Source organism: Pseudomonas sp. GW822-FHT01E03 (assembly GCF_058802985.1).
This window is the reverse complement of record NZ_JBXAOQ010000017.1, coordinates 50,320-68,313: the sequence shown is the minus strand read 5'-3', so window position 1 is coordinate 68,313 and position 17,994 is coordinate 50,320. Positions and strand designations below refer to the sequence as shown.

The 17,994-nt window shown below is 59.8% G+C and carries 13 protein-coding genes and 1 tRNA gene; 3 read left to right on the top strand and 11 right to left on the bottom strand.

What is annotated here, in order from left to right; genetic code table 11:
* Positions 1 to 10 precede the first annotated feature (10 nt).
* Complete coding sequence (locus AC1RP7_RS26030) at positions 11 to 1,693, bottom strand: flavin monoamine oxidase family protein (RefSeq protein ID WP_057713046.1); 1,683 nt, start codon at positions 1,691 to 1,693, stop codon at positions 11 to 13.
* Positions 1,694 to 1,915: 222 nt separating this feature from the next.
* Positions 1,916 to 2,377: an Lrp/AsnC family transcriptional regulator gene (locus AC1RP7_RS26025; RefSeq protein ID WP_046039454.1), complete on the bottom strand. Its 462-nt coding sequence runs from the start codon at positions 2,375 to 2,377 to the stop codon at positions 1,916 to 1,918.
* 185 nt (positions 2,378 to 2,562) lie between these two features.
* Between AC1RP7_RS26025 and AC1RP7_RS26020 the strand changes: the two genes are divergently transcribed.
* Complete coding sequence (locus AC1RP7_RS26020) at positions 2,563 to 4,917, top strand: glucose/quinate/shikimate family membrane-bound PQQ-dependent dehydrogenase (protein WP_493183149.1); 2,355 nt, start codon at positions 2,563 to 2,565, stop codon at positions 4,915 to 4,917.
* Between the two features lie 181 nt (positions 4,918 to 5,098).
* Positions 5,099 to 5,779, top strand: a complete 681-nt coding sequence (locus AC1RP7_RS26015; protein ID WP_493183172.1) for a zinc metalloprotease — start codon at positions 5,099 to 5,101, stop codon at positions 5,777 to 5,779.
* Positions 5,780 to 5,794: 15 nt separating this feature from the next.
* On the opposite strand, the gene AC1RP7_RS26010 is transcribed toward AC1RP7_RS26015, so the two are convergent.
* The 8 genes from AC1RP7_RS26010 to rpsU form a co-directional block, all read right to left on the bottom strand.
* Positions 5,795 to 6,223 carry a hypothetical protein gene (locus AC1RP7_RS26010; RefSeq protein ID WP_057713048.1) on the bottom strand — a complete coding sequence of 143 codons (429 nt, stop codon included), beginning with the start codon at positions 6,221 to 6,223 and terminating at the stop codon, positions 5,795 to 5,797.
* Positions 6,213 to 6,815 carry a nucleotidyltransferase domain-containing protein gene (locus AC1RP7_RS26005; protein WP_057713049.1) on the bottom strand — a complete coding sequence of 201 codons (603 nt, stop codon included), beginning with the start codon at positions 6,813 to 6,815 and terminating at the stop codon, positions 6,213 to 6,215. Before AC1RP7_RS26005 ends, AC1RP7_RS26010 begins: the two co-directional genes overlap by 11 nt.
* Before the next feature lie 68 nt (positions 6,816 to 6,883).
* A complete protein-coding gene (locus AC1RP7_RS26000; RefSeq protein WP_057713050.1) occupies positions 6,884 to 7,204 on the bottom strand; it encodes a DUF3077 domain-containing protein in 321 nt (106 codons plus the stop codon).
* Positions 7,205 to 7,601: 397 nt separating this feature from the next.
* Positions 7,602 to 7,678 (bottom strand) — tRNA-Ile (locus AC1RP7_RS25995).
* A 15-nt stretch (positions 7,679 to 7,693) separates the two neighbouring features.
* Positions 7,694 to 11,440 carry a bifunctional diguanylate cyclase/phosphodiesterase gene (locus AC1RP7_RS25990; protein ID WP_150814000.1) on the bottom strand — a complete coding sequence of 1,249 codons (3,747 nt, stop codon included), beginning with the start codon at positions 11,438 to 11,440 and terminating at the stop codon, positions 7,694 to 7,696.
* A 122-nt stretch (positions 11,441 to 11,562) separates the two neighbouring features.
* On the bottom strand, positions 11,563 to 13,410 hold the full coding sequence (gene rpoD, locus AC1RP7_RS25985) for an RNA polymerase sigma factor RpoD (RefSeq protein WP_057713062.1): 1,848 nt from the start codon (positions 13,408 to 13,410) through the stop codon (positions 11,563 to 11,565).
* A gap of 67 nt (positions 13,411 to 13,477) precedes the next feature.
* Positions 13,478 to 15,445 carry a DNA primase gene (gene dnaG, locus AC1RP7_RS25980; RefSeq protein WP_008051597.1) on the bottom strand — a complete coding sequence of 656 codons (1,968 nt, stop codon included), beginning with the start codon at positions 15,443 to 15,445 and terminating at the stop codon, positions 13,478 to 13,480.
* A gap of 481 nt (positions 15,446 to 15,926) precedes the next feature.
* A complete protein-coding gene (gene rpsU, locus AC1RP7_RS25975; protein ID WP_002551877.1) occupies positions 15,927 to 16,142 on the bottom strand; it encodes a 30S ribosomal protein S21 in 216 nt (71 codons plus the stop codon).
* Positions 16,143 to 16,341: 199 nt separating this feature from the next.
* On the opposite strand from rpsU, the gene tsaD reads away from it, so the two are divergent.
* Complete coding sequence (tsaD, locus tag AC1RP7_RS25970) at positions 16,342 to 17,367, top strand: tRNA (adenosine(37)-N6)-threonylcarbamoyltransferase complex transferase subunit TsaD (protein WP_057713063.1); 1,026 nt, start codon at positions 16,342 to 16,344, stop codon at positions 17,365 to 17,367.
* A 23-nt stretch (positions 17,368 to 17,390) separates the two neighbouring features.
* Here tsaD and plsY read toward each other — a convergent pair whose 3' ends face one another.
* A complete protein-coding gene (plsY, locus tag AC1RP7_RS25965; RefSeq protein WP_057713064.1) occupies positions 17,391 to 17,960 on the bottom strand; it encodes a glycerol-3-phosphate 1-O-acyltransferase PlsY in 570 nt (189 codons plus the stop codon).
* Positions 17,961 to 17,994: the final 34 nt, after the last annotated feature.

The following is a 17,994-nucleotide window of genomic DNA, read 5'->3' as shown; positions in this document are numbered from 1 at the left end:
CGGATTCCTCTTACTCGGGCAGGGCGATCGGTCCGATCTCGTTGAACACATCTCCTGGACCCGGATTCTCGGCGTGAGTTGCACCGCCGAAATGTTTCATGATGCCCCACACCGCGTTGAGCGAGGTCTGTACCGCACCCTCAACCCAGGCCGGTGTCCACGAAACGTCGTCACCGGCGATGAAGATGCCGCGCTGTTCGGCTGGCATGTCGTCCTGCATGAAGTGGGCGTACATGCGCTGGTTGTAGCGGTAGTGGCCGGGCAGGGCGCCTTTGAACGCGCCGAGGAAATGCGGGTCGGCTTCCCAGGACACGGTAATCGGGTCGCCGATGATCCGCGCGGCGATGTCGACTTTCGGGTAGATCTTTTTCAGTGCATCCAGCGCCAGTTTCACGCGTTTTTCCACCGGTTGGGGCAGCATTTTCAGCGCATCGCTCATCCACGAGTACGACAGGCAGATCACTCCCGGCTTGTCGTCGCCGTTGTCGAACAGATAAGTGCCACGGGTCAAACGGTCGGTGAGGGTCATGCTCATCAGGTCGCGGCCGGTTTCCGGATCCTTGTCCTTCCAGAACGGGCGGTCGACCATCACGAAAGTCTTCGACGACTGCATGTAGCGGGTGCGGTCCAAAGCCATCCACATCTTTTGCGAGAACAGGGTTTCGTCGCATTCGATCTGGGTGGTCAGCAGCCAGCTCTGGCAGGTGGTCAGCACCGCGGCGTACTCGCGGGTGTCGCCCCAGTTGTCGGTGACGGCGAAACGGCCGCCCGGCGCGTGGGCAATCTTCTTCACGCCGGTACGCGGTGCGCCGTTGTGCAGTGAACTGAGGCTGGTGCCGGCCGGCCAATGCGCGCAACGCTCCGGCACATGGCGCCAGATGCCTTGTGGCACCTGTTCCACGCCGCCGACCACCAGGTGCTGGTGGTCGTCGCAGTTGGTCATCACTACGCGGAAGATTTCCAGCATCGAGTTCGGGAAGTCCGAATCCCAGCCGCCGGTGCCGAAACCGACTTGGCCGAACACTTCACGGTGATGGAACGAGAGCTTGGCGAACGCCTTGGAGGTGGCGACGAAGTCGTAGAAGGTGCGGTCGTCCCACAGCGGCACCAAGGTGTTCCACAGCTCCTTGAGGCGCGGGACGTCGCGGTCGCGAATGGCTTGCTGGATATCGGAGAACTGCGAGCCGGCTTCCAGTGCATCGGCCCAGGCGTCAGCCACTTCCTGGAACAGTGCAGGAAGGTCCGACAGCTTCTGTGCGTAATGGGTCTGACCTTCGAGGTCGATCACCGTGCTGCCCGATGCGGGCGTTAGCGGGTTGGGGAAAGGTTTGGTTTCCAGGCCCAGTTTGTCGACGTAGTGATAGAACGCGGTTGACGACACCGGGAAGCGCATCCCGCCCAGTTCGGCAACGATGCCTTCGGCGCCATTGAATGCCTGGGAGCGCAGACGGCCACCCATTTTCGAAGCTTCGTAGACGACCGGTTTCAGGCCCAGCTTCATCAACTCATACGCCGCCACCAGGCCGGCGATCCCGCCGCCGACAATCGCCACTTCGGCACCGTGATTGTGCTCGGGAATACTGCCCAGCCCGGCCGGGTGTTCGATCCAGTCGTCGAAGGCGAAAGGAAAGTCCGGGCCGAAAATGGTGACTGGTTTCTTACCGTCTGCAGGATGGCGATTGTTCTTGTTCATGGCTGACCTTGCTGGCGACCCGACGCGCAATGCGCATCTGAGTATAGGAAAAGATGCCAGCCATTCTAGAGAGCACGGAACACGTTAATAAGACGCAAAGTGTCGTCATTTTGCTATTTGTTTGATCAGTATGACGATCTATCAATACACACTGACCACTGTGGGAGCGGGCTTGCCCGCGAAGAGGCCAGCTCTGGCACCCAAAAAACTACAGGCAGAAACTCAAACCGGCTGCCCCCGATCAATCTTGCTGCTCAAGATGATCGAAGTCGTGGTCTTCTCCACCCCATCCACACTGCCAATCTGGTCCAGCAACTGATCCAGCTGCTCCGGCGAATCGGTGCGCAACCACGCCACATAATCAAATTCGCCACTCACCGCACACAACTGCTGCACCTGCGCCATCGCGCTCAGGCGCCGCAGCACCTCCTTGCCGGAGCGTGGTTGCACGGTGATCCCCACATACGCCTGCAACCCGCCATCCACCACCCGCTGCCCGAGGCGCACGCCGTAGCCGGTGATCACCTTGGCCTTTTCCAGCCGCGCCAGGCGCGAAGTCACAGTGGTGCGGGCAATGCCCAATTGCCGGGCGAGCATGGCCACGCTCTCGCGGGCGTTGATCTGCAGGGCGGCAATCAGTTGGCGGTCGATTTCATCGAGAACAGGCGTGCGAGTGTCAGGCAAAGGGTTATCTCCAACGGCATGGATCAGTGCGCAAGCATGTTACAGGCAGTTTCTGCAGGACGCTCGCGACGGAGATTTGATCTAGCCTCAATACCGTTCATGACATTTTTGCCTGCGACAAATTGCCATAAGTAACTAGGTAGTACATTATTCCGCCCTTGTCACAACTGGGGAAAAATTCCGACATGAACAATTCTGGGGCTGCCGCCGGCAGTAAATGGTTGCTGGCGGGGCTGGGTGTGCTGATTGCACTGATCGGGCTCGGCCTGGCCGGTGGCGGTGGCTATCTGATCGCGCTGGGTGGCAGTTGGTATTTCCTGCTGATGGGGCTGGCGATGCTGGCGTCCGGGTTGATGATTGCCCGGCGCAAGCCGCTCGGCGCCTGGCTGTATGGTGTGGCGTTGGTCCTCACTGCGATTTGGGCCGTTTGGGATGCGGGCCTTGAATACTGGCCGCTGGTCTCACGGATACTGACCTTTGCCGTGATCGGTCTGGTTGTGGCGCTGATCTATCCGACCCTGGTCCGTGCTTCGGGCGCGACCGGCGGGCGTGGCGCTTATGGTCTGGCTGGCATTTTGGGTGTCGCAGTCGTTGCGACGATGGCCTACATGTTCGTGCCGACCCACGTGGTCAAGGCCATCACCGAACCTGCGGTAACGCCGGTCACTCCGGGCACCGAACAGAAAGACTGGGCGCACTGGGGCAACACTACCGCCGGTAATCGCTTTGCGGCCCTGGACCAGATCAACAAGGGCAACATCGACAAATTGCAGGTCGCCTGGACCTTCCGCACCGGCGATATTCCGCAAAGCACCGGTGCCGGCGCCGAAGACCAGAACACTCCACTGCAAATCGGTGACACCGTCTACACCTGCACCGCCTACGGCAAAGTCTTCGCCCTGGATGCCGACACCGGCGCCCAGCGCTGGAAGTTCGACCCGCAAGGCACCGCGCCCAACTGGCAGCGTTGCCGTGGCCTGGGCTACTCCGAAACCCCGGTGTCTTCGGACAATCAGCCAACCTCCTGTACGAAACGTCTGTTTCTGCCGACCGGCGACGCGCGTCTGATCGCCATTAACGCCGACACCGGCAAGCCCTGCGAAGAGTTCGGCAACAAAGGCACCGTTGACCTGACCACTGACATGGGCGAAGTGAAGCCCGGTTACTACCAGCAAACCTCGACCCCATTGGTCGCTGGGGACGTAGTGATCGTCGGCGGTCGCGTGGCCGATAACTACTCCACCGGCGAACCGCCGGGCGTGGTGCGTGCCTACGACGTGCGCAGTGGTGAGCTGGTATGGGCATGGGACCCGGGCAACCCGAACACCACCAAACGCCCACCGGCCGGCGAGACTTACACCCGTGGCACGCCGAACGTGTGGTCGGCCATGTCCTACGACGCCAAGCTCGGTCTGGTGTACCTGCCGACTGGTAACGCGACGCCAGACTTCTTCGGCGGCCAACGTACCGAGTTCGACGACAAGTGGAGCTCGTCCATCGTCGCTATCGATGTGAAGACCGGCCAGGTACGCTGGCACTTCCAGACCACTCACCACGACCTGTGGGACTTTGACCTGCCGGCACAGCCACTGCTGTACGACGTGCCGGACGACAAGGGCGGCACCCAGCCAGCCCTGGCGCAAGTCACCAAGCAGGGCGAAATCTTCCTGCTAAACCGCGAAACCGGCGTGCCTATCGCCCGCGTCGAAGAGCGCCCGGTGCCGCAAGGCAAGGTTCCCGGCGAACGCTACTCGCCAACCCAGCCGTTCTCGGTCGACATGCCGTCAATCGGCAACAAGACCCTGACCGAATCCGACATGTGGGGCGCCACTCCGTTCGACCAGTTGATGTGCCGCATCCAGTTCAAGGGCATGCGCCACGAAGGCGTCTACACCCCGCCGGGCATGGACCGCGCCCTGCAATTCCCGGGTTCGTTGGGCGGCATGAACTGGGGCAGCGTCTCGGTCGATCCGAACACGAACTACATGTTCGTCAACGACATGCGCCTGGGCCTGGCCAACTACATGATCCCGCGCGACAAGATCGGCGCCGGGGCCAGTGGAATTGAAATGGGCGTGGTACCGCAGGAAGGCACACCGTTCGGCGCCATGCGCGAGCGCTTCCTCTCGGCGGTCGGCATTCCGTGCCAGAAACCACCGTTCGGCACCATGTCGGCCATCGACCTCAAGACCCACAAGCTGATGTGGCAAGTCCCGGTCGGCACCGTGCAAGACACCGGCCCGTTGGGCATCCGCATGCACCTGCCGATCCCGATCGGCATGCCGACCCTCGGCGCATCGCTGGCCACCCAGTCGGGCCTGCTGTTCTTCGCTGGCACTCAGGACTTCTACCTGCGCGCCTTCGACACCAGCAACGGCAACGAAATCTGGAAGTCGCGCTTGCCGGTGGGCAGCCAGTCCGGGCCGATGACTTACGTATCGCCGAAAACCGGCAAGCAGTACATCCTGCTGACGGTGGGTGGTGCGCGGCAGTCGACCGATCGTGGGGATTATGTGATTGCCTATGCTTTGCCCAAATAAGGTCATGTAGGAGCGAGCTTGCTCGCGAAGGTCGTGAACGATAACGCTTGCTGTCTGGATGGACGCGGTGCGTTCAAGTCCATCGCGAGCAGGCTCGCTCCCACATTGCGCGGGGCATCAGGATGGACAGCGACCGTCACTCGTAGTCGAATGCGAGAACGAAGGTTCCGAGGCAATGGATATGACGAGGAAGATGCCCCCCGCAGTACGCGATCATGCCCTGCAGATCGCCCACCACGAAATGGGCCACTACGTCGTGGCCCGCGCCCTGGGGTTTGAAACGGGCGGCGTGACCCTGACGGTGACTATGGATCTGCGGCACCAGGGAGGGGCCTGCATTACGCTGGTGCGCCCAATTTCGTCGATGGAAGCCATGAAGGAGCATCTGGAAGCCCGGATGATGGTGCTCCTGGCTGGCGCAATGGCGCAGACATTCCCTTCAAAAACTTCAGCCGTAAAACGCGTAGACAAGCCCATAGCCACTGCCATCCTCAAAGGCGAGCAGGGGGCTGAACAGGATTACGCAAAAATCAGGGAGCTTCAGCATCTGCTGCGCAATATCACTTGCCCCGATACCGATCCTGCGTCGTCTGAGCAGATAGCGGCGGAGCTTAAAGCGATGACAGATCGGGTTTGGATTCGGACTCAAGGAATTATCGAAGATCAGGCCGGGACGATTGCCGAATTGGCGGCGACATTGGTCGACGGCATGGTGCTCGTTGAGCAATGGGGGCGGGGGGCGGATACGTATGAGGTGGTGTTGACGGGGCAGATGCTGGAGCGACTGCGGGTGGTGCAGGCCATCCCTTCGTTGCGTGTTTGGACTGACAGTTGCAGTGATGCCGTTCAGCACTGGAAATAACGAAGGGTCGAAGCGTTACTTGCTCGCGAGCATAGCGTCTTGCACCAATGGCAACAGTGCATCAGTTGCCGCCAACAGTTCGGCAAGAAGGGTTTCGTCCACATCCATATAACCTTCGTACTCAGCCAGATTGCGGCGCTCGTGACAAAGTGCGAACAGGCGTACCTGGATTTTGTTCAGACCGAGAGTATGTACAAGGCACTGAAATACCAGATAGCGGCGGTCGGAGCGAAAACCCTGCAGACGCATGGCCGTCAGTGCCAGGGCATGTGCGGCGTTGTAGGCGAGGTCGAAGCGACTGGCGAAGGACAGGGCCGAACTGTGGGCATCCTTCAAGCGGTCCGTGGCCGATCTCAGCAGCCCTTCACATTCCTTGCGATCTGGCGGTTCGGCTTTGAGGCCGCCGCTACGCACCAGGTTTTCCAGATTTTCGTTACTGCCCATCGGCTACCTCTGCTGGATTGTGGCCAATCAAATCAATTTTGTCCTGTTGTTCAACCCGCACTACAAAGCTGTTGCCGGCCGCCTTCTTGGTTTGCCAGTCGACCAGTGTGTAGAGCGTTGGGTTAATGGTGCGGCCAAGCTGTTCCTCTACGGGCAGTACCCGTTCCATCAAGTCGCTGTAACTGAGATTTTCACCAATCAGCATCAGGTCAATGTCACTGCCTGCGTGCTCGTTACCCTTGGCAATGGAGCCATAGATGAACGCCCATACCAACTGATCATTCAGCGGAGTCAAGGCCGCACGCAGCTGCTCTGCAATGCCAAAAGTCTTACGCACTATCCCAAGCAGTTCTGCATAGATGGGGCACTCAGGGTTGGCTTGGTAGTGCGTCTGATTACCCCGTCGACTCATGGTGAGAATGCCTGCGCTATGCAGACGCTCCAGCTCACGCATCAGGCTGCCCTTGCCGACCTGCGCCCAGCGGGATATTTCATTGGCATAGAAGCTCTGATCCGGTTTGCCATACAACATGCCCAGCACTTTTTGCTGGGTGGCAGTAAAGAGAGCATCGCTTAGCGGGATGGCAGGCATGGTCGGCTCTATAAGTCCCAAAAAGGGAACGATAGGTCCCTTTTTGGGAATTATCAACTTTGCCGTGATTATGTGTTTTTCGATGGGTCTGCTTCCTTTCTCATTTGAACAGGCCGGCGCGTCAGCACCTTTACCACATCATCAATCACCGCTTTGCTCATCGTCGTCAGGTAATGCGCGGCCCAGGCGTGGCGGTCGGAGTCTTGGGAGTAGGCGGCGTCCACGATGAGGGATTTGGCGAGGAACAGCAGGTCGGAGGCTTGGGCCAGAGCGTCGGCGATGGGGACGTTGCGGCAGACGTGGAACAGAGGTTGATCCGAGAGGTACAGGAAGGGTGTGAAGCCGGCGGTTTTCAGGTCTGAGGGTGCGGGTGAATCTGCTTCAGTCATGGTTTTACTCCTGGGTTCTAGGAGCCGCCACAATCGTTTCCAAGCGAATGGGTGACGGCTGTACGCAGGTTGGAAAACCGGGAACCTAGGAACCGGCACGCCCGAAGGCGTCCCACGCACAGCCGTCATAACTCAGGATCACACAATACAAGCAATCGTGATGAGGGCGCTGTTGCGGCTAGAGTTCGGCGGGTTTCCAAGCCCGATCGCTGAATGGTCAGCGACGTCCGGAGACTATCCCGTCGAAGAAAAGGGCAACAAGGCGGCAAAGTGCCCAAATAGAAGATTCGGAGTTTGCCTACAAGGTCTGCGGGCGTCATCCGATAAAGCGAGAGCTTAAGTAAACAAAACTAAACGCCAGGCACGAAAAAGCCGCGCATTGCGCGGCTTTCTTGTTTGGTGGGCCCACACGGACTTGAACCGTGGACCAAAGGATTATGAGTCCTCTGCTCTAACCAACTGAGCTATAGGCCCTCAGTAGGTCGCGGATTATAGCGACGGTTTTGCGACTGTGCTATCCGAAAAAGCCTTTACTGCTGTACGAAGAAACGTTGCGGCAAATTCGTCGGGGGGTAGGGGCAGGCTGACGATGTAGCCCTGGATTTGTTCACAGCCTTCGGCGGCGAGGAATTGCTGTTGCGCGTGGGTCTCGACCCCTTCGGCAATCACGGTGAACTGCATGCTGCGTCCGAGGGCGATGATGGCGCGGACGATCGCCGCGTCGTGGGGATCGTCCGGCAGGCCGCGGACGAAGGACTGGTCGATCTTGAGGATGTCCAGCGGCAGGCGCTTGAGGTAACTCAAGGACGAGTAGCCGGTACCGAAGTCATCGATGGCCAGTTGCACGCCCAGTTGTTTGAGTTGATGCAATACCGCCAGCGCTTCCTCTGCCTGGCTCATGATGAAGTTTTCGGTGATTTCCAGTTGCAGGAAACCGGGGTTGAGACCGTTGTCCTTGAGCAACTGTTCGATGCGGCCCAGCAAGTTGGGTTGGCGCAGTTGGGCGCCGGCCAGGTTGACCGACAGCGGGCCGGGATTTTCGTACAGCCGGTGCCATTCGGCCATCTGCCGGCAGGCGGTTTCCAGGACCCAGTCGCCGATTTGCAGGATCATGCCGTTTTCTTCAGCCAGCGGGATGAAGTGTTCCCGGGGCACGTCGCCAAAGGTCGGATGGTGCCAGCGGATCAGGGCTTCGGCGCCGACCAGGCTGTAGTCTTCGAGGCTGATTTTCGGTTGGTAGCACAGGCGCAACTCGTTGCGCTCGATGGCACGGCGCAGTTCGTGTTCCAGCGCCACGCGTTCGCTGGCCTGGGCGGTGAGGTCGCGGGTGTAGCTTTCGACACGGTTGCGGCCCTTGGCCTTGGAGCGGTACATCGCGGCGTCGGCGTTCTTGATCAGTGTGGCAACGTCGCAGCCATCCTTCGGATAGAGGCTGGTGCCGATGCTGGCGCTGATGAAAAACTCGTGTTCACCGGCCTGGAACGGCGCGGCGAAACAGTTGAGCAGTTTGGTGGCGATGTGGTCGGCATCGCTGGATTGTTGCAGGCCTGGCAGCAGGATAATGAATTCGTCACCCCCCAGGCGCGCCACGGTGTCGATGTCACGCAACTGTTCCTTGAGGCGCACGGCAATGCCCTTGAGCAGCAGGTCGCCGACCGGGTGGCCGAGGCTGTCGTTGATGTGCTTGAAGCGGTCGAGGTCGAGGAACAGCACCGCGCCCTGGCCGCCGTTTTCCTGCTGGCTGTTGAGCGCCGTCAGCAGACGGCTTTCGAACAGCGTGCGGTTCGGCAGGCCGGTCAACGGGTCGTGGTGTGCCTGGTAGTCGAGTTTGGCCTGGGCGTGCTTGAGGCTGGAAATGTCGGCGAACACCGCGACAAAGTGGGTGATGAAGTTCTCCCGGTTGCGCACGGCACTGATGGTCAGCCAGCTTGGATACAGCTCGCCATTCTTGCGTCGGTTGGAAATCTCGCCTTGCCAGTGGCCTTCGGCGGTCAATTGATGCCACATGGCCGCGTAGAACGCGCTGTCATGCAGGCCCGAGGCGAGCAGGCGTGGCGTGTGGCCCAGGGCTTCGCTTTCGCTGTAACCGGTGATTTCGGTGAAAGCACGGTTGACCGCGCTGATGTGCTGTTGGGTGTCGGTGATCAATACGCCTTCGGCGGTGCTTTCGAACACGGTGGCGGCCTGTTGCAGTTTTTCCTGCATCAGGTGCCGCTCGGTGATGTCCCGGGCGATGGTCAGCATGCAGTCGTCATCGCCAATCGGCAGTGGTCGGCTGGATACTTCACAGAGTCGGATCTGCCCGTCGCTGCGGCGGATATGGCAGCTGAAGTCGCGGACAAAACCATCGCGGCGCAGCAGATCGAGCATTTGCTTGCGTTCATTGAGGTTGACCCAGATCCCCAGGTCCAGCGCCGAACGATCCACCGACATGGCGCTGTTGAACCCGGTGATGCGGCTAAAACCGTCGTTGACCTCCAACAGCAAGCCATCGCTTTGCCGTGACAGCAGCAAACCGTCGGGGGAGGCGTGGAAGGCCTTGGCGAACTTTTCTTCGGATGTTTGCAGCTGTTGCTGGGTTTCCTTGAGTTGGGTGATGTCCCGCACCACAACCACCAGCGCCGGTGTCATGTCGAGGTCGAACGGTTCGGCGGAGATCAGGCCGGTAAACACCTGGCCGTTGCTGCGGCGAAAGGGCATTTCCAGGTTGCGGATGCTGCCGGCCTGCAAGCGTTGCAGCAGGCCCGGCCCAACACCGGGAATCCCCCAGATGTTCAGGTTGGTGGCGGTCTGGCCAATGACGTCCTCGGCCTTGAGGCCGATTTGCTCCTCGAACGCTTCGTTGACCTCCAGCAGGCAACCGTCGCTCAGGCGCGCGATCACCAGAATGTCCGGGCATTGCTGGAACACAGAGGCAAATTTCTGTTCCGACAGGCGCAGTGCTTCTTCAGTGCGCTTGGCGTCGGTGATATCGATCATCAAACCGCGCAGCACCGGCTCATGCCCGTGCTCGATCAGGCTGACGATATCTCGCACCCACAGGCAGCGGCCGTCGGCGGTGATCACCCGGTAATCGAGGCGGTGATCGCGCCCGGCCAGTACTTCGTGATCGCAGAAGGTCTGGGCGCGGGTCAGGTCGGCAGGGTGAATGATGTTGCGCCAGAAGCCTGGAATCAGCCAATGGGACAGGGGATAACCGAGAAGGTCTTCGGCGTGGGGCGATACATAGCTGTAGGTGAAGTCCGTGACTTTTGCTTCCCAGGCGATGGCCGACAGGCTCTCCACCAGGCCGCGATAGTGGTATTCGCTGCTGCGCAGTTCCTGTTCAAGGTCGACCCGGCGGGCGATTTCCGAGCTCAAGCGGCGGTTGATGCGGATAACCACCGCCAGCACGGTAGTCAGCAGCAGCAATCCGGGCAGGCCGTACACCAGCAAGTCACTCCAGAAAGTTCGATGATCGAGGACGTTACCGACCCAATGCTCCTGAATGGCGCTGATTTCAGCCGGGCTCATGTCCGCCAGGACTTTATCGAGAATGCCGACCAGCATCTTGTTGTTGCGGGGTACACCCATGGCCAGTTGATAGCGATAGGGCGTTTCACCGCTGACATACAACCCATCGAGCTTGAGTTGGCGCAGGCTCCAGACGCTGGAAGCCAGATCGCCTACCACTGCGTCTACTTCGTCGATGGCCAGCGCCTGCAGCGCCGAACTGACGTTGGGCATCGCCACAAGGTTCAAGTCGGGATGGTGGGTGCGCAGCAGTTCGTGGGGGGCGTAGTTTTCCACCACGGCGATTTTCAGGCCGTACAGGTCTTTCAGGTTATGTGGTTGAGGGCCCCCGACATGGGCCAGGATGACAATCGGAAAATCCAGATAGGGGCGGGTGAACGACAGGTAATTCTGGCGTTCCGGGGTCGACATGATGCCCGGCAGCAGGTCCAGCTTGCCCTTCTTAGCCTGTTCCAGGACGGCGGTCCAGCTCACCGGCTCGATGGGCGTGAGCCGGGTTGCCAGCCTTTTGCGGATGACCTCAATGTAATCCGCGGCAAGGCCCTGGTAGCGGCCCTCATCGTCACGAAACTCGAAGGGCGGCCATGACGCATCGACACCCAGGCGCAATTCCGGGTGAGCCGCCAGCCAGCTACGTTCTTCGTCAGTGAGAGTCAGCGCGCCAGCCGTTGCGGTCCAGGTCATCAGCGACAGCAAAAAAAGCACGGTCGGCAGTCTGGGCATAACGGTCTCGTTATGGCTCGGGGGAATGTTTCGAGTGTAGACGGCTACAGGGCGGAGGGGGGAAGCAGGGGGATTTAATCTGTACAAAGCAAAACCCCCGGCCTGGGCCGGGGGTTCTGTGATCACTCGTCGAGGAAGGAGCGCAGATGCTCGCTTCTCGTCGGGTGGCGCAGCTTGCGCAGCGCCTTGGCTTCGATCTGACGAATCCGCTCACGGGTCACGTCGAACTGCTTACCAACCTCCTCAAGGGTGTGGTCGGTATTCATGTCGATACCGAAACGCATGCGCAATACCTTGGCTTCACGGGCAGTGAGGCCGGACAGTACTTCGCGAGTCGCTTCTTTAAGGCTCTCAACGGTTGCAACATCGATTGGCGACTGCATGGTCGAGTCTTCGATGAAGTCGCCCAGATGGGAGTCTTCGTCATCACCGATCGGGGTTTCCATGGAGATCGGCTCTTTAGCGATCTTCAATACCTTGCGGATCTTGTCCTCAGGCATTTCCATGCGTTCGCCCAGCTCTTCCGGGGTCGGTTCGCGACCCATTTCCTGCAACATCTGGCGGGAAATGCGGTTGAGCTTGTTGATCGTCTCGATCATGTGCACCGGAATACGGATGGTGCGGGCCTGGTCGGCGATCGAGCGAGTGATCGCCTGACGGATCCACCAGGTGGCATAAGTCGAGAATTTGTAGCCGCGACGGTATTCGAACTTGTCTACCGCTTTCATCAAGCCGATGTTGCCTTCCTGGATCAGATCGAGGAATTGCAGGCCACGGTTGGTGTACTTCTTGGCGATGGAGATCACCAGACGCAAGTTGGCTTCAACCATCTCTTTCTTCGCGCGGCGGGCCTTGGCCTCACCGATCGACATGCGACGGTTGATGTCCTTGATCTCGGCGATGGTCAAACCGGTTTCGGTTTCCAGCGCGGTCAGCTTCTGCTGGCAACGGATGATGTCCGGCTGCAGACGACCAATGGCTTCAGCGTATTTGCCTTTGCCTTTGGCCAGGGCATCACTCCAGCTTTCGTCGACTTCGTTGCCCGGGAACTGGCGCAGGAAGTCGGCACGCGGCATGCGCGCATCACGAACGCAGAGCTGCATGATTGCGCGCTCTTGCTGACGCAGGCGATCCAGGGCACTGCGAACGCGCTCGACCAGGCCTTCGAATTGCTTCGGCACCAGTTTGATCGGCATGAACAGCTCGGCCAGGGCCAACAGCTCGGCAATCGCTGCCTTGTTGTTGCGACCGTGCTTTTTCAGCGCCTTGCGGGTGATTTCCATCTGATCGGCCACAGCGCCAAAACGCTGTGCAGCGATGATCGGATCCGGACCGCTTTCGGCTTCTTCCTCGTCATCGGAGGCTTCACCCTCTTCGTCGTCGGAATCGTCATCCGCCTTGACGGCTTTCGCGTCAATCGGCGGCGGCACTTCTGCCGCAGGCGGCGCGATGCCGTCGTCCGGGTCGATATAACCGCTCAGAACGTCGGACAGGCGACCACCTTCGGTGGTGACGCGGGTGTACTCGGAGAGAATATGATCAACCGTGCCAGGGAAGTGCGCGATTGCGCTCATCACCTCACGGATGCCCTCTTCAATACGCTTGGCGATTTCGATTTCGCCTTCACGCGTGAGGAGCTCCACCGTACCCATTTCGCGCATGTACATGCGCACCGGGTCGGTAGTGCGACCAATGTCGGTCTCGACCGCAGCCAACGCTGCAGCGGCCTCTTCGGCTGCGGCTTCGTCGGTATCGGCGTCGGCCAGCATAAGGGAATCCTTATCTGGCGCAACCTCGAATACGTTGATCCCCATGTCATTGATCATGCGGATGATGTCTTCCACCTGTTCCGGATCTGAAATATCCTCCGGCAGGTGGTCGTTGACCTCCGCGTAAGTCAGGTAGCCCTGCTCACGACCAAGTGTGATCAACTCTTTGATACGAGACTGCTGTTGCGCTTTTCCGGACATAACACCCTATCCACTGAAGGTCTTGGCGGGCAAAAAACAAGCCGAGGATTATACCTGAGCTATGACCTCACGCGCCAGTTGAGGTCGGGTTTGATGCGGAAACATTGCGACTCAAGAGGTCGCGCAGTTGATTTTTCTCTTCGCTGGTCAATTCGCTTTGACGCGCTTTTCGCAGAAGTTGTTCCAGGTTTCGCTCGCGTTGGCGGGCTGACAAGCTAGTAATGGTGTCGAAAAACTGTTGTTCAAGGTTATCTCCATCAATCAGCCATTCCTTTTCCGCCAAGGCCTTGAGCAAGCGGCCTTGTTCTGTGCCGTGCCAACGCGCAATCAGTTGAATTGAGTTTAGCTTGGGATTCTTCTGTACAGCTTCGAGCAGCGCCACCAGCAATTGCGTGTTGGTGTGATCCTCGGCGGCGAAGTGCCCGGCATCCTCGACTTTTTCGGCCAGTTGCGGGTGATGCAGCAACGTGCGCAAGGCGGCGAGGGTTGGCGGTTCTACGGCGGCGGGCACCCGTGGCGCGCGGGGTTGATCACGATCACCGCCCCGTTTGCCATTCTTGTCCCACGGTTTCTTGTCCCATTTCTTGCCTCCTGCACCGGGTTTCTTCGGCGTCCATTCCTGCTGCGGCACATACATTTCCTGTGCCTGCGGCTGATGATAGTCGCTGTAATCGGGCATCGCGTCGTAATCGATGCCCGGGTCGTAGGCCGGCGGTGCTTCTTGCGGGGCGCTTTGTGCCAGCTGACTGACCGCTTCACCGCTCAGGCCGGTGATTTCGCTCAGGCGCTGACGCATCAGGGTGCGCAGGTTGGCGCCCGGGACTTTGTCGATCAACGGCGCGGCGAGGGTGGCCATATGGGCCTTGCCCTCAAGCGAGCGCGGGTCGGCTTCTTCCGTCAGTTGCTGGAAGAAGTAATCGGCCAGTGGCTGCGCGTGCTGGTTGATCCGTGCGCGAAAGGCGTCGGTGCCTTCGGAGCGGACCAGAGTGTCCGGGTCCTCGCCTTCGGGCAGGAACAAAAAGCGTGCGCGACGACCGTCCTGCAGGCTCGAAAGTGTCGCCTCCAGCGCCCGCCATGCCGCATTGCGGCCGGCCTGGTCGCCGTCGAAGCAGAACAGCACGCTGGGCACGACGCGAAACAGCCGCTTGAGGTGTTCCTCGCTGGTGGCGGTGCCCAGGGTCGCGACGGCATTGCGCAGGCCTTGCTGGGCCAGGGCAATAACGTCCATGTAGCCCTCGACGACGATGATCTCGTCGAGGTTGCGGTTGGTCTTGCGCGCTTCATACAGGCCGTAGAGTTCCTGGCCTTTATGGAAAACCGGGGTTTCCGGGGAGTTCAGGTATTTCGGCTTGTCGTCGCCCAATACCCGGCCGCCGAAGGCGATGACGCGCCCGCGACTGTCGCGGATCGGAAACATCACGCGGTCGCGGAAGCGGTCGTAGCGTTTACCGCTTTCGGCGTTTTCGATCAGCAGGCCGGCATCGATCATGGCTTTCTGTTGCAGGGTATCGCTGCTCAAGTGCTTGAACAGGTTGTCCCAGCCAGGCGGAGCAAAGCCCAGGCCGAAGTCCCGGGCGATTTCGCCGGTCAGCCCGCGACCTTTCAGGTATTCCACGGCAGCCTTGCGCGATGGGTGGCTTTTGAGGGCCTGGCGATAAAAGTCGGCAGCGGCGCTCAGTAGTGGATACAGCGGCGAATCGGTCGGCTGTCGCGGTTTGTGCGGCCGGCCGCTTTCTTCGCGGGGGATTTCCATGCCGGCGGCTTTGGCCAGTTCTTCGACAGCCTGGACGAAATCCAGGTTGTCGTGGTCCATGATGAAGCCGAGGGCGTTGCCGCCGGCGCCGCAGCCGAAGCAGTAATAGAACTGCTTGTCGGGGCTGACGCTGAACGACGGAGTCTTTTCCTTGTGGAATGGGCAGCAGGCAGTGTGATTTTTGCCGGCCTTTTTCAATTGCAGGCGCGAGCTGACCACATCGACGATGTCGGTGCGGTTCAGAAGGTCGTCAATGAAGCTCTGGGGAATTAGCCCGGCCATGGCGTTCTCGTCATCTGCGCTGAAAAGGAACCCGAAACGTACGGCGACCGAACGCGGTCATTGTTTGAGGCGCGCAAAGTGTGCGGCTCGACCAGTGTCGTCTGCGTAATCGCTGTCGGGAAGTGTATCTGCCGAAAATCCACTGACGTTAATGCCAATCAGTATTCGACTGTTTGAATGTGTTGCGCTGAATCCGCTGTGGCCAATCAAAGGCCCCGGATAGCTCATCATCTGGCACGCAAGCAGGTGCCTTGGGCTGATCGTCGTGAGAGGAATCAGTGGGTGTGCTCGTCAGTAGCCTTGAAAGGCTCGTCAGAAAAGACGTGCACCGCTGGCAAAAGAGCCAGGTCTGACGCGGTGAAGCAGATTTGTCTCGGTCGCGTCTGCGGCTTTGACAGTGAAGCATCAAGCGTTTTACGCAAATGCCATAAGCCCGGCTGAGGGCCGGGCTTGGCAGAAGCTTGCTACGATCGTCTGTGTATTAGTACAGACGAACGGCGCGGCGCTGTTCGCGCTGAACTTTCTTGGCGTGACGCTTAACAGCGGCTGCTGCTTTGCGCTTACGCTCAGAAGTTGGCTTCTCGTAAAATTCGCGGCTACGAACTTCAGCCAGTACACCGGCTTTTTCGCAGGAGCGCTTGAAACGACGCAGAGCTACGTCGAAGGGTTCGTTCTCTTTTACTTTGACGGCTGGCATCCAGAGCTACCTTCATTCATTACCGGGGTCAACATCCTCGCGGCAAAAGAGCACTTGAAGACGTCGGTTTTTAAGGGTTGCGGATGTTAACCCCTCATCGCTCGGAATGCAAAGCCTCTGATCGAAAACCGCTGGTCGGGGCATCACGCGACGACTATTATGCGCGCCTTCGAATTCAGCCTAAACAAGGCGCAAACCCATGCTAGTACTGGGATTAGAAACCTCCTGCGACGAAACTGGTGTCGCATTGTATGACAGTGAACGCGGCCTGCTGGCCGACGCGTTGTTCAGTCAGATCGACCTGCACCGTGCCTATGGTGGCGTGGTGCCGGAGCTGGCTTCACGCGATCACGTCAAACGCATGCTGCCCTTGATTCGTCAGGTGTTGGCCGAGGCCGACTGCGTGCCGACCGAGATCGATGCGATCGCCTACACCGCGGGTCCTGGCCTGGTTGGTGCCTTGCTGGTAGGGGCTTCCTGTGCTCAGGCGCTGGCCTTTGCCTGGGGCATTCCGGCCCTGGGCGTGCATCACATGGAAGGCCATTTGCTGGCGCCGATGCTGGAGTCGCAACCGCCGGAATTTCCGTTCGTCGCTTTGTTGGTGTCGGGTGGTCACACGCAACTGGTTCAGGTCGACGGAATCGGTCAGTACACGCTTCTGGGCGAGACCCTGGATGACGCCGCCGGCGAGGCCTTCGACAAGACGGCCAAGATGATGGGGCTCAATTATCCGGGCGGACCGGAGATCGCTCGCCTTGCAGAACAAGGCGTTGCAGGGCGTTTCGTCTTCCCGCGGCCGATGTGCGACCGTCCGGGCCTGGATTTCAGCTTCAGTGGCCTGAAAACCTTTGCGCTGAACACCTGGCAACAGTGCGTCAACGCCGGGGACGACGGAGAGCAAGCCCGTTGCGACATCGCGCTGGCATTCCAGCAGGCCGTGGTGGAGACTTTGACCATCAAGTGCAAGCGTGCCCTGAAGGCCGCTGGCATGAAGCGCCTGGTGATTGCAGGGGGCGTCAGTGCCAACAAGGCGTTGCGCACTTCCCTGGAGAAAATGCTCGGCGACATGAAGGGCGATGTGTTTTATGCCCGTGCGCAGTTCTGCACCGATAACGGCGCGATGATTGCCTTTGCCGGCTGCCAGCGCTTGCAGGCCGGTCAGCAGGAAAGCCTGGCGATCAGCGTGCAGGCGCGTTGGCCGATGGAGCAGTTGACCGCATTGTGATGAGCGGTGCTCATGTCCGGCGGCTAGAAATGCCGTTCGCGCCCGGCAAACAGGTCGCGTAGATTGCCGCGATGACGCCAGACGATCAGCCCGGTGAGCGTGCTCATGGGCAGCAGGGCGGCCGGTTCTTGCCAGGCCAGCAACGGCAAGGTCAGCGGTGTGGCGATGAGGGCGGCCAGGGAGCTGGTGCGGGTCAGGTAGAACGTCAAGAGCCAGGTGCAGACCGCCAGAAGGGCAGCGGGCGGGTACAGTCCCAGCAACATGCCGGCAGCGGTGGCGACGCCCTTGCCGCCGCGAAAGCGAAAGTACAACGGAAACAGATGGCCGATGACGGCATAGACGCCGATCCAGGCCTGTTCCTGCTGCGAAAGACCCGCAAGACGCGCAATCAGTACCGGCAGCAGGCCTTTGCAAAGGTCCCCGAGCAGGGTCAGGATGGCGAGCTTCTTGCCGGCCAGGCGCAACATGTTGGTGGCACCGGCATTGCCCGAGCCACTCATTCGCGGATCGGGGTTACCGGTCATGCGGCTGAGCAAAATGGCAAAGGACAGAGAGCCGAGCAGGTAGGCGAGGATCGCCAATAACCAAAACATGCTAACTATTCCGGGCGAGGAAGCCCTGATTCTA

Excerpts from the sequence above, each read along its gene's own strand:
- AC1RP7_RS26000 (WP_057713050.1), bottom strand. The coding sequence starts at position 7,204 with ATGACTGAAGCAGATTCACCCGCACCCTCAGACCTGAAAACCGCCGGC.
- tsaD (WP_057713063.1), top strand. The coding sequence starts at position 16,342 with ATGCTAGTACTGGGATTAGAAACCTCCTGCGACGAAACTGGTGTCGCA.
- AC1RP7_RS26005 (WP_057713049.1), bottom strand. The coding sequence starts at position 6,815 with ATGCCTGCCATCCCGCTAAGCGATGCTCTCTTTACTGCCACCCAGCAA.
- AC1RP7_RS26020 (WP_493183149.1), top strand. The coding sequence starts at position 2,563 with ATGAACAATTCTGGGGCTGCCGCCGGCAGTAAATGGTTGCTGGCGGGG.
- dnaG (WP_008051597.1), bottom strand. The coding sequence starts at position 15,445 with ATGGCCGGGCTAATTCCCCAGAGCTTCATTGACGACCTTCTGAACCGC.
- AC1RP7_RS25990 (WP_150814000.1), bottom strand. The coding sequence starts at position 11,440 with ATGCCCAGACTGCCGACCGTGCTTTTTTTGCTGTCGCTGATGACCTGG.
- plsY (WP_057713064.1), bottom strand. The coding sequence starts at position 17,960 with ATGTTTTGGTTATTGGCGATCCTCGCCTACCTGCTCGGCTCTCTGTCC.
- AC1RP7_RS26010 (WP_057713048.1), bottom strand. The coding sequence starts at position 6,223 with ATGGGCAGTAACGAAAATCTGGAAAACCTGGTGCGTAGCGGCGGCCTC.
- AC1RP7_RS26015 (WP_493183172.1), top strand. The coding sequence starts at position 5,099 with ATGACGAGGAAGATGCCCCCCGCAGTACGCGATCATGCCCTGCAGATC.
- AC1RP7_RS26030 (WP_057713046.1), bottom strand. The coding sequence starts at position 1,693 with ATGAACAAGAACAATCGCCATCCTGCAGACGGTAAGAAACCAGTCACC.
- rpsU (WP_002551877.1), bottom strand. The coding sequence starts at position 16,142 with ATGCCAGCCGTCAAAGTAAAAGAGAACGAACCCTTCGACGTAGCTCTG.
- rpoD (WP_057713062.1), bottom strand. The coding sequence starts at position 13,410 with ATGTCCGGAAAAGCGCAACAGCAGTCTCGTATCAAAGAGTTGATCACA.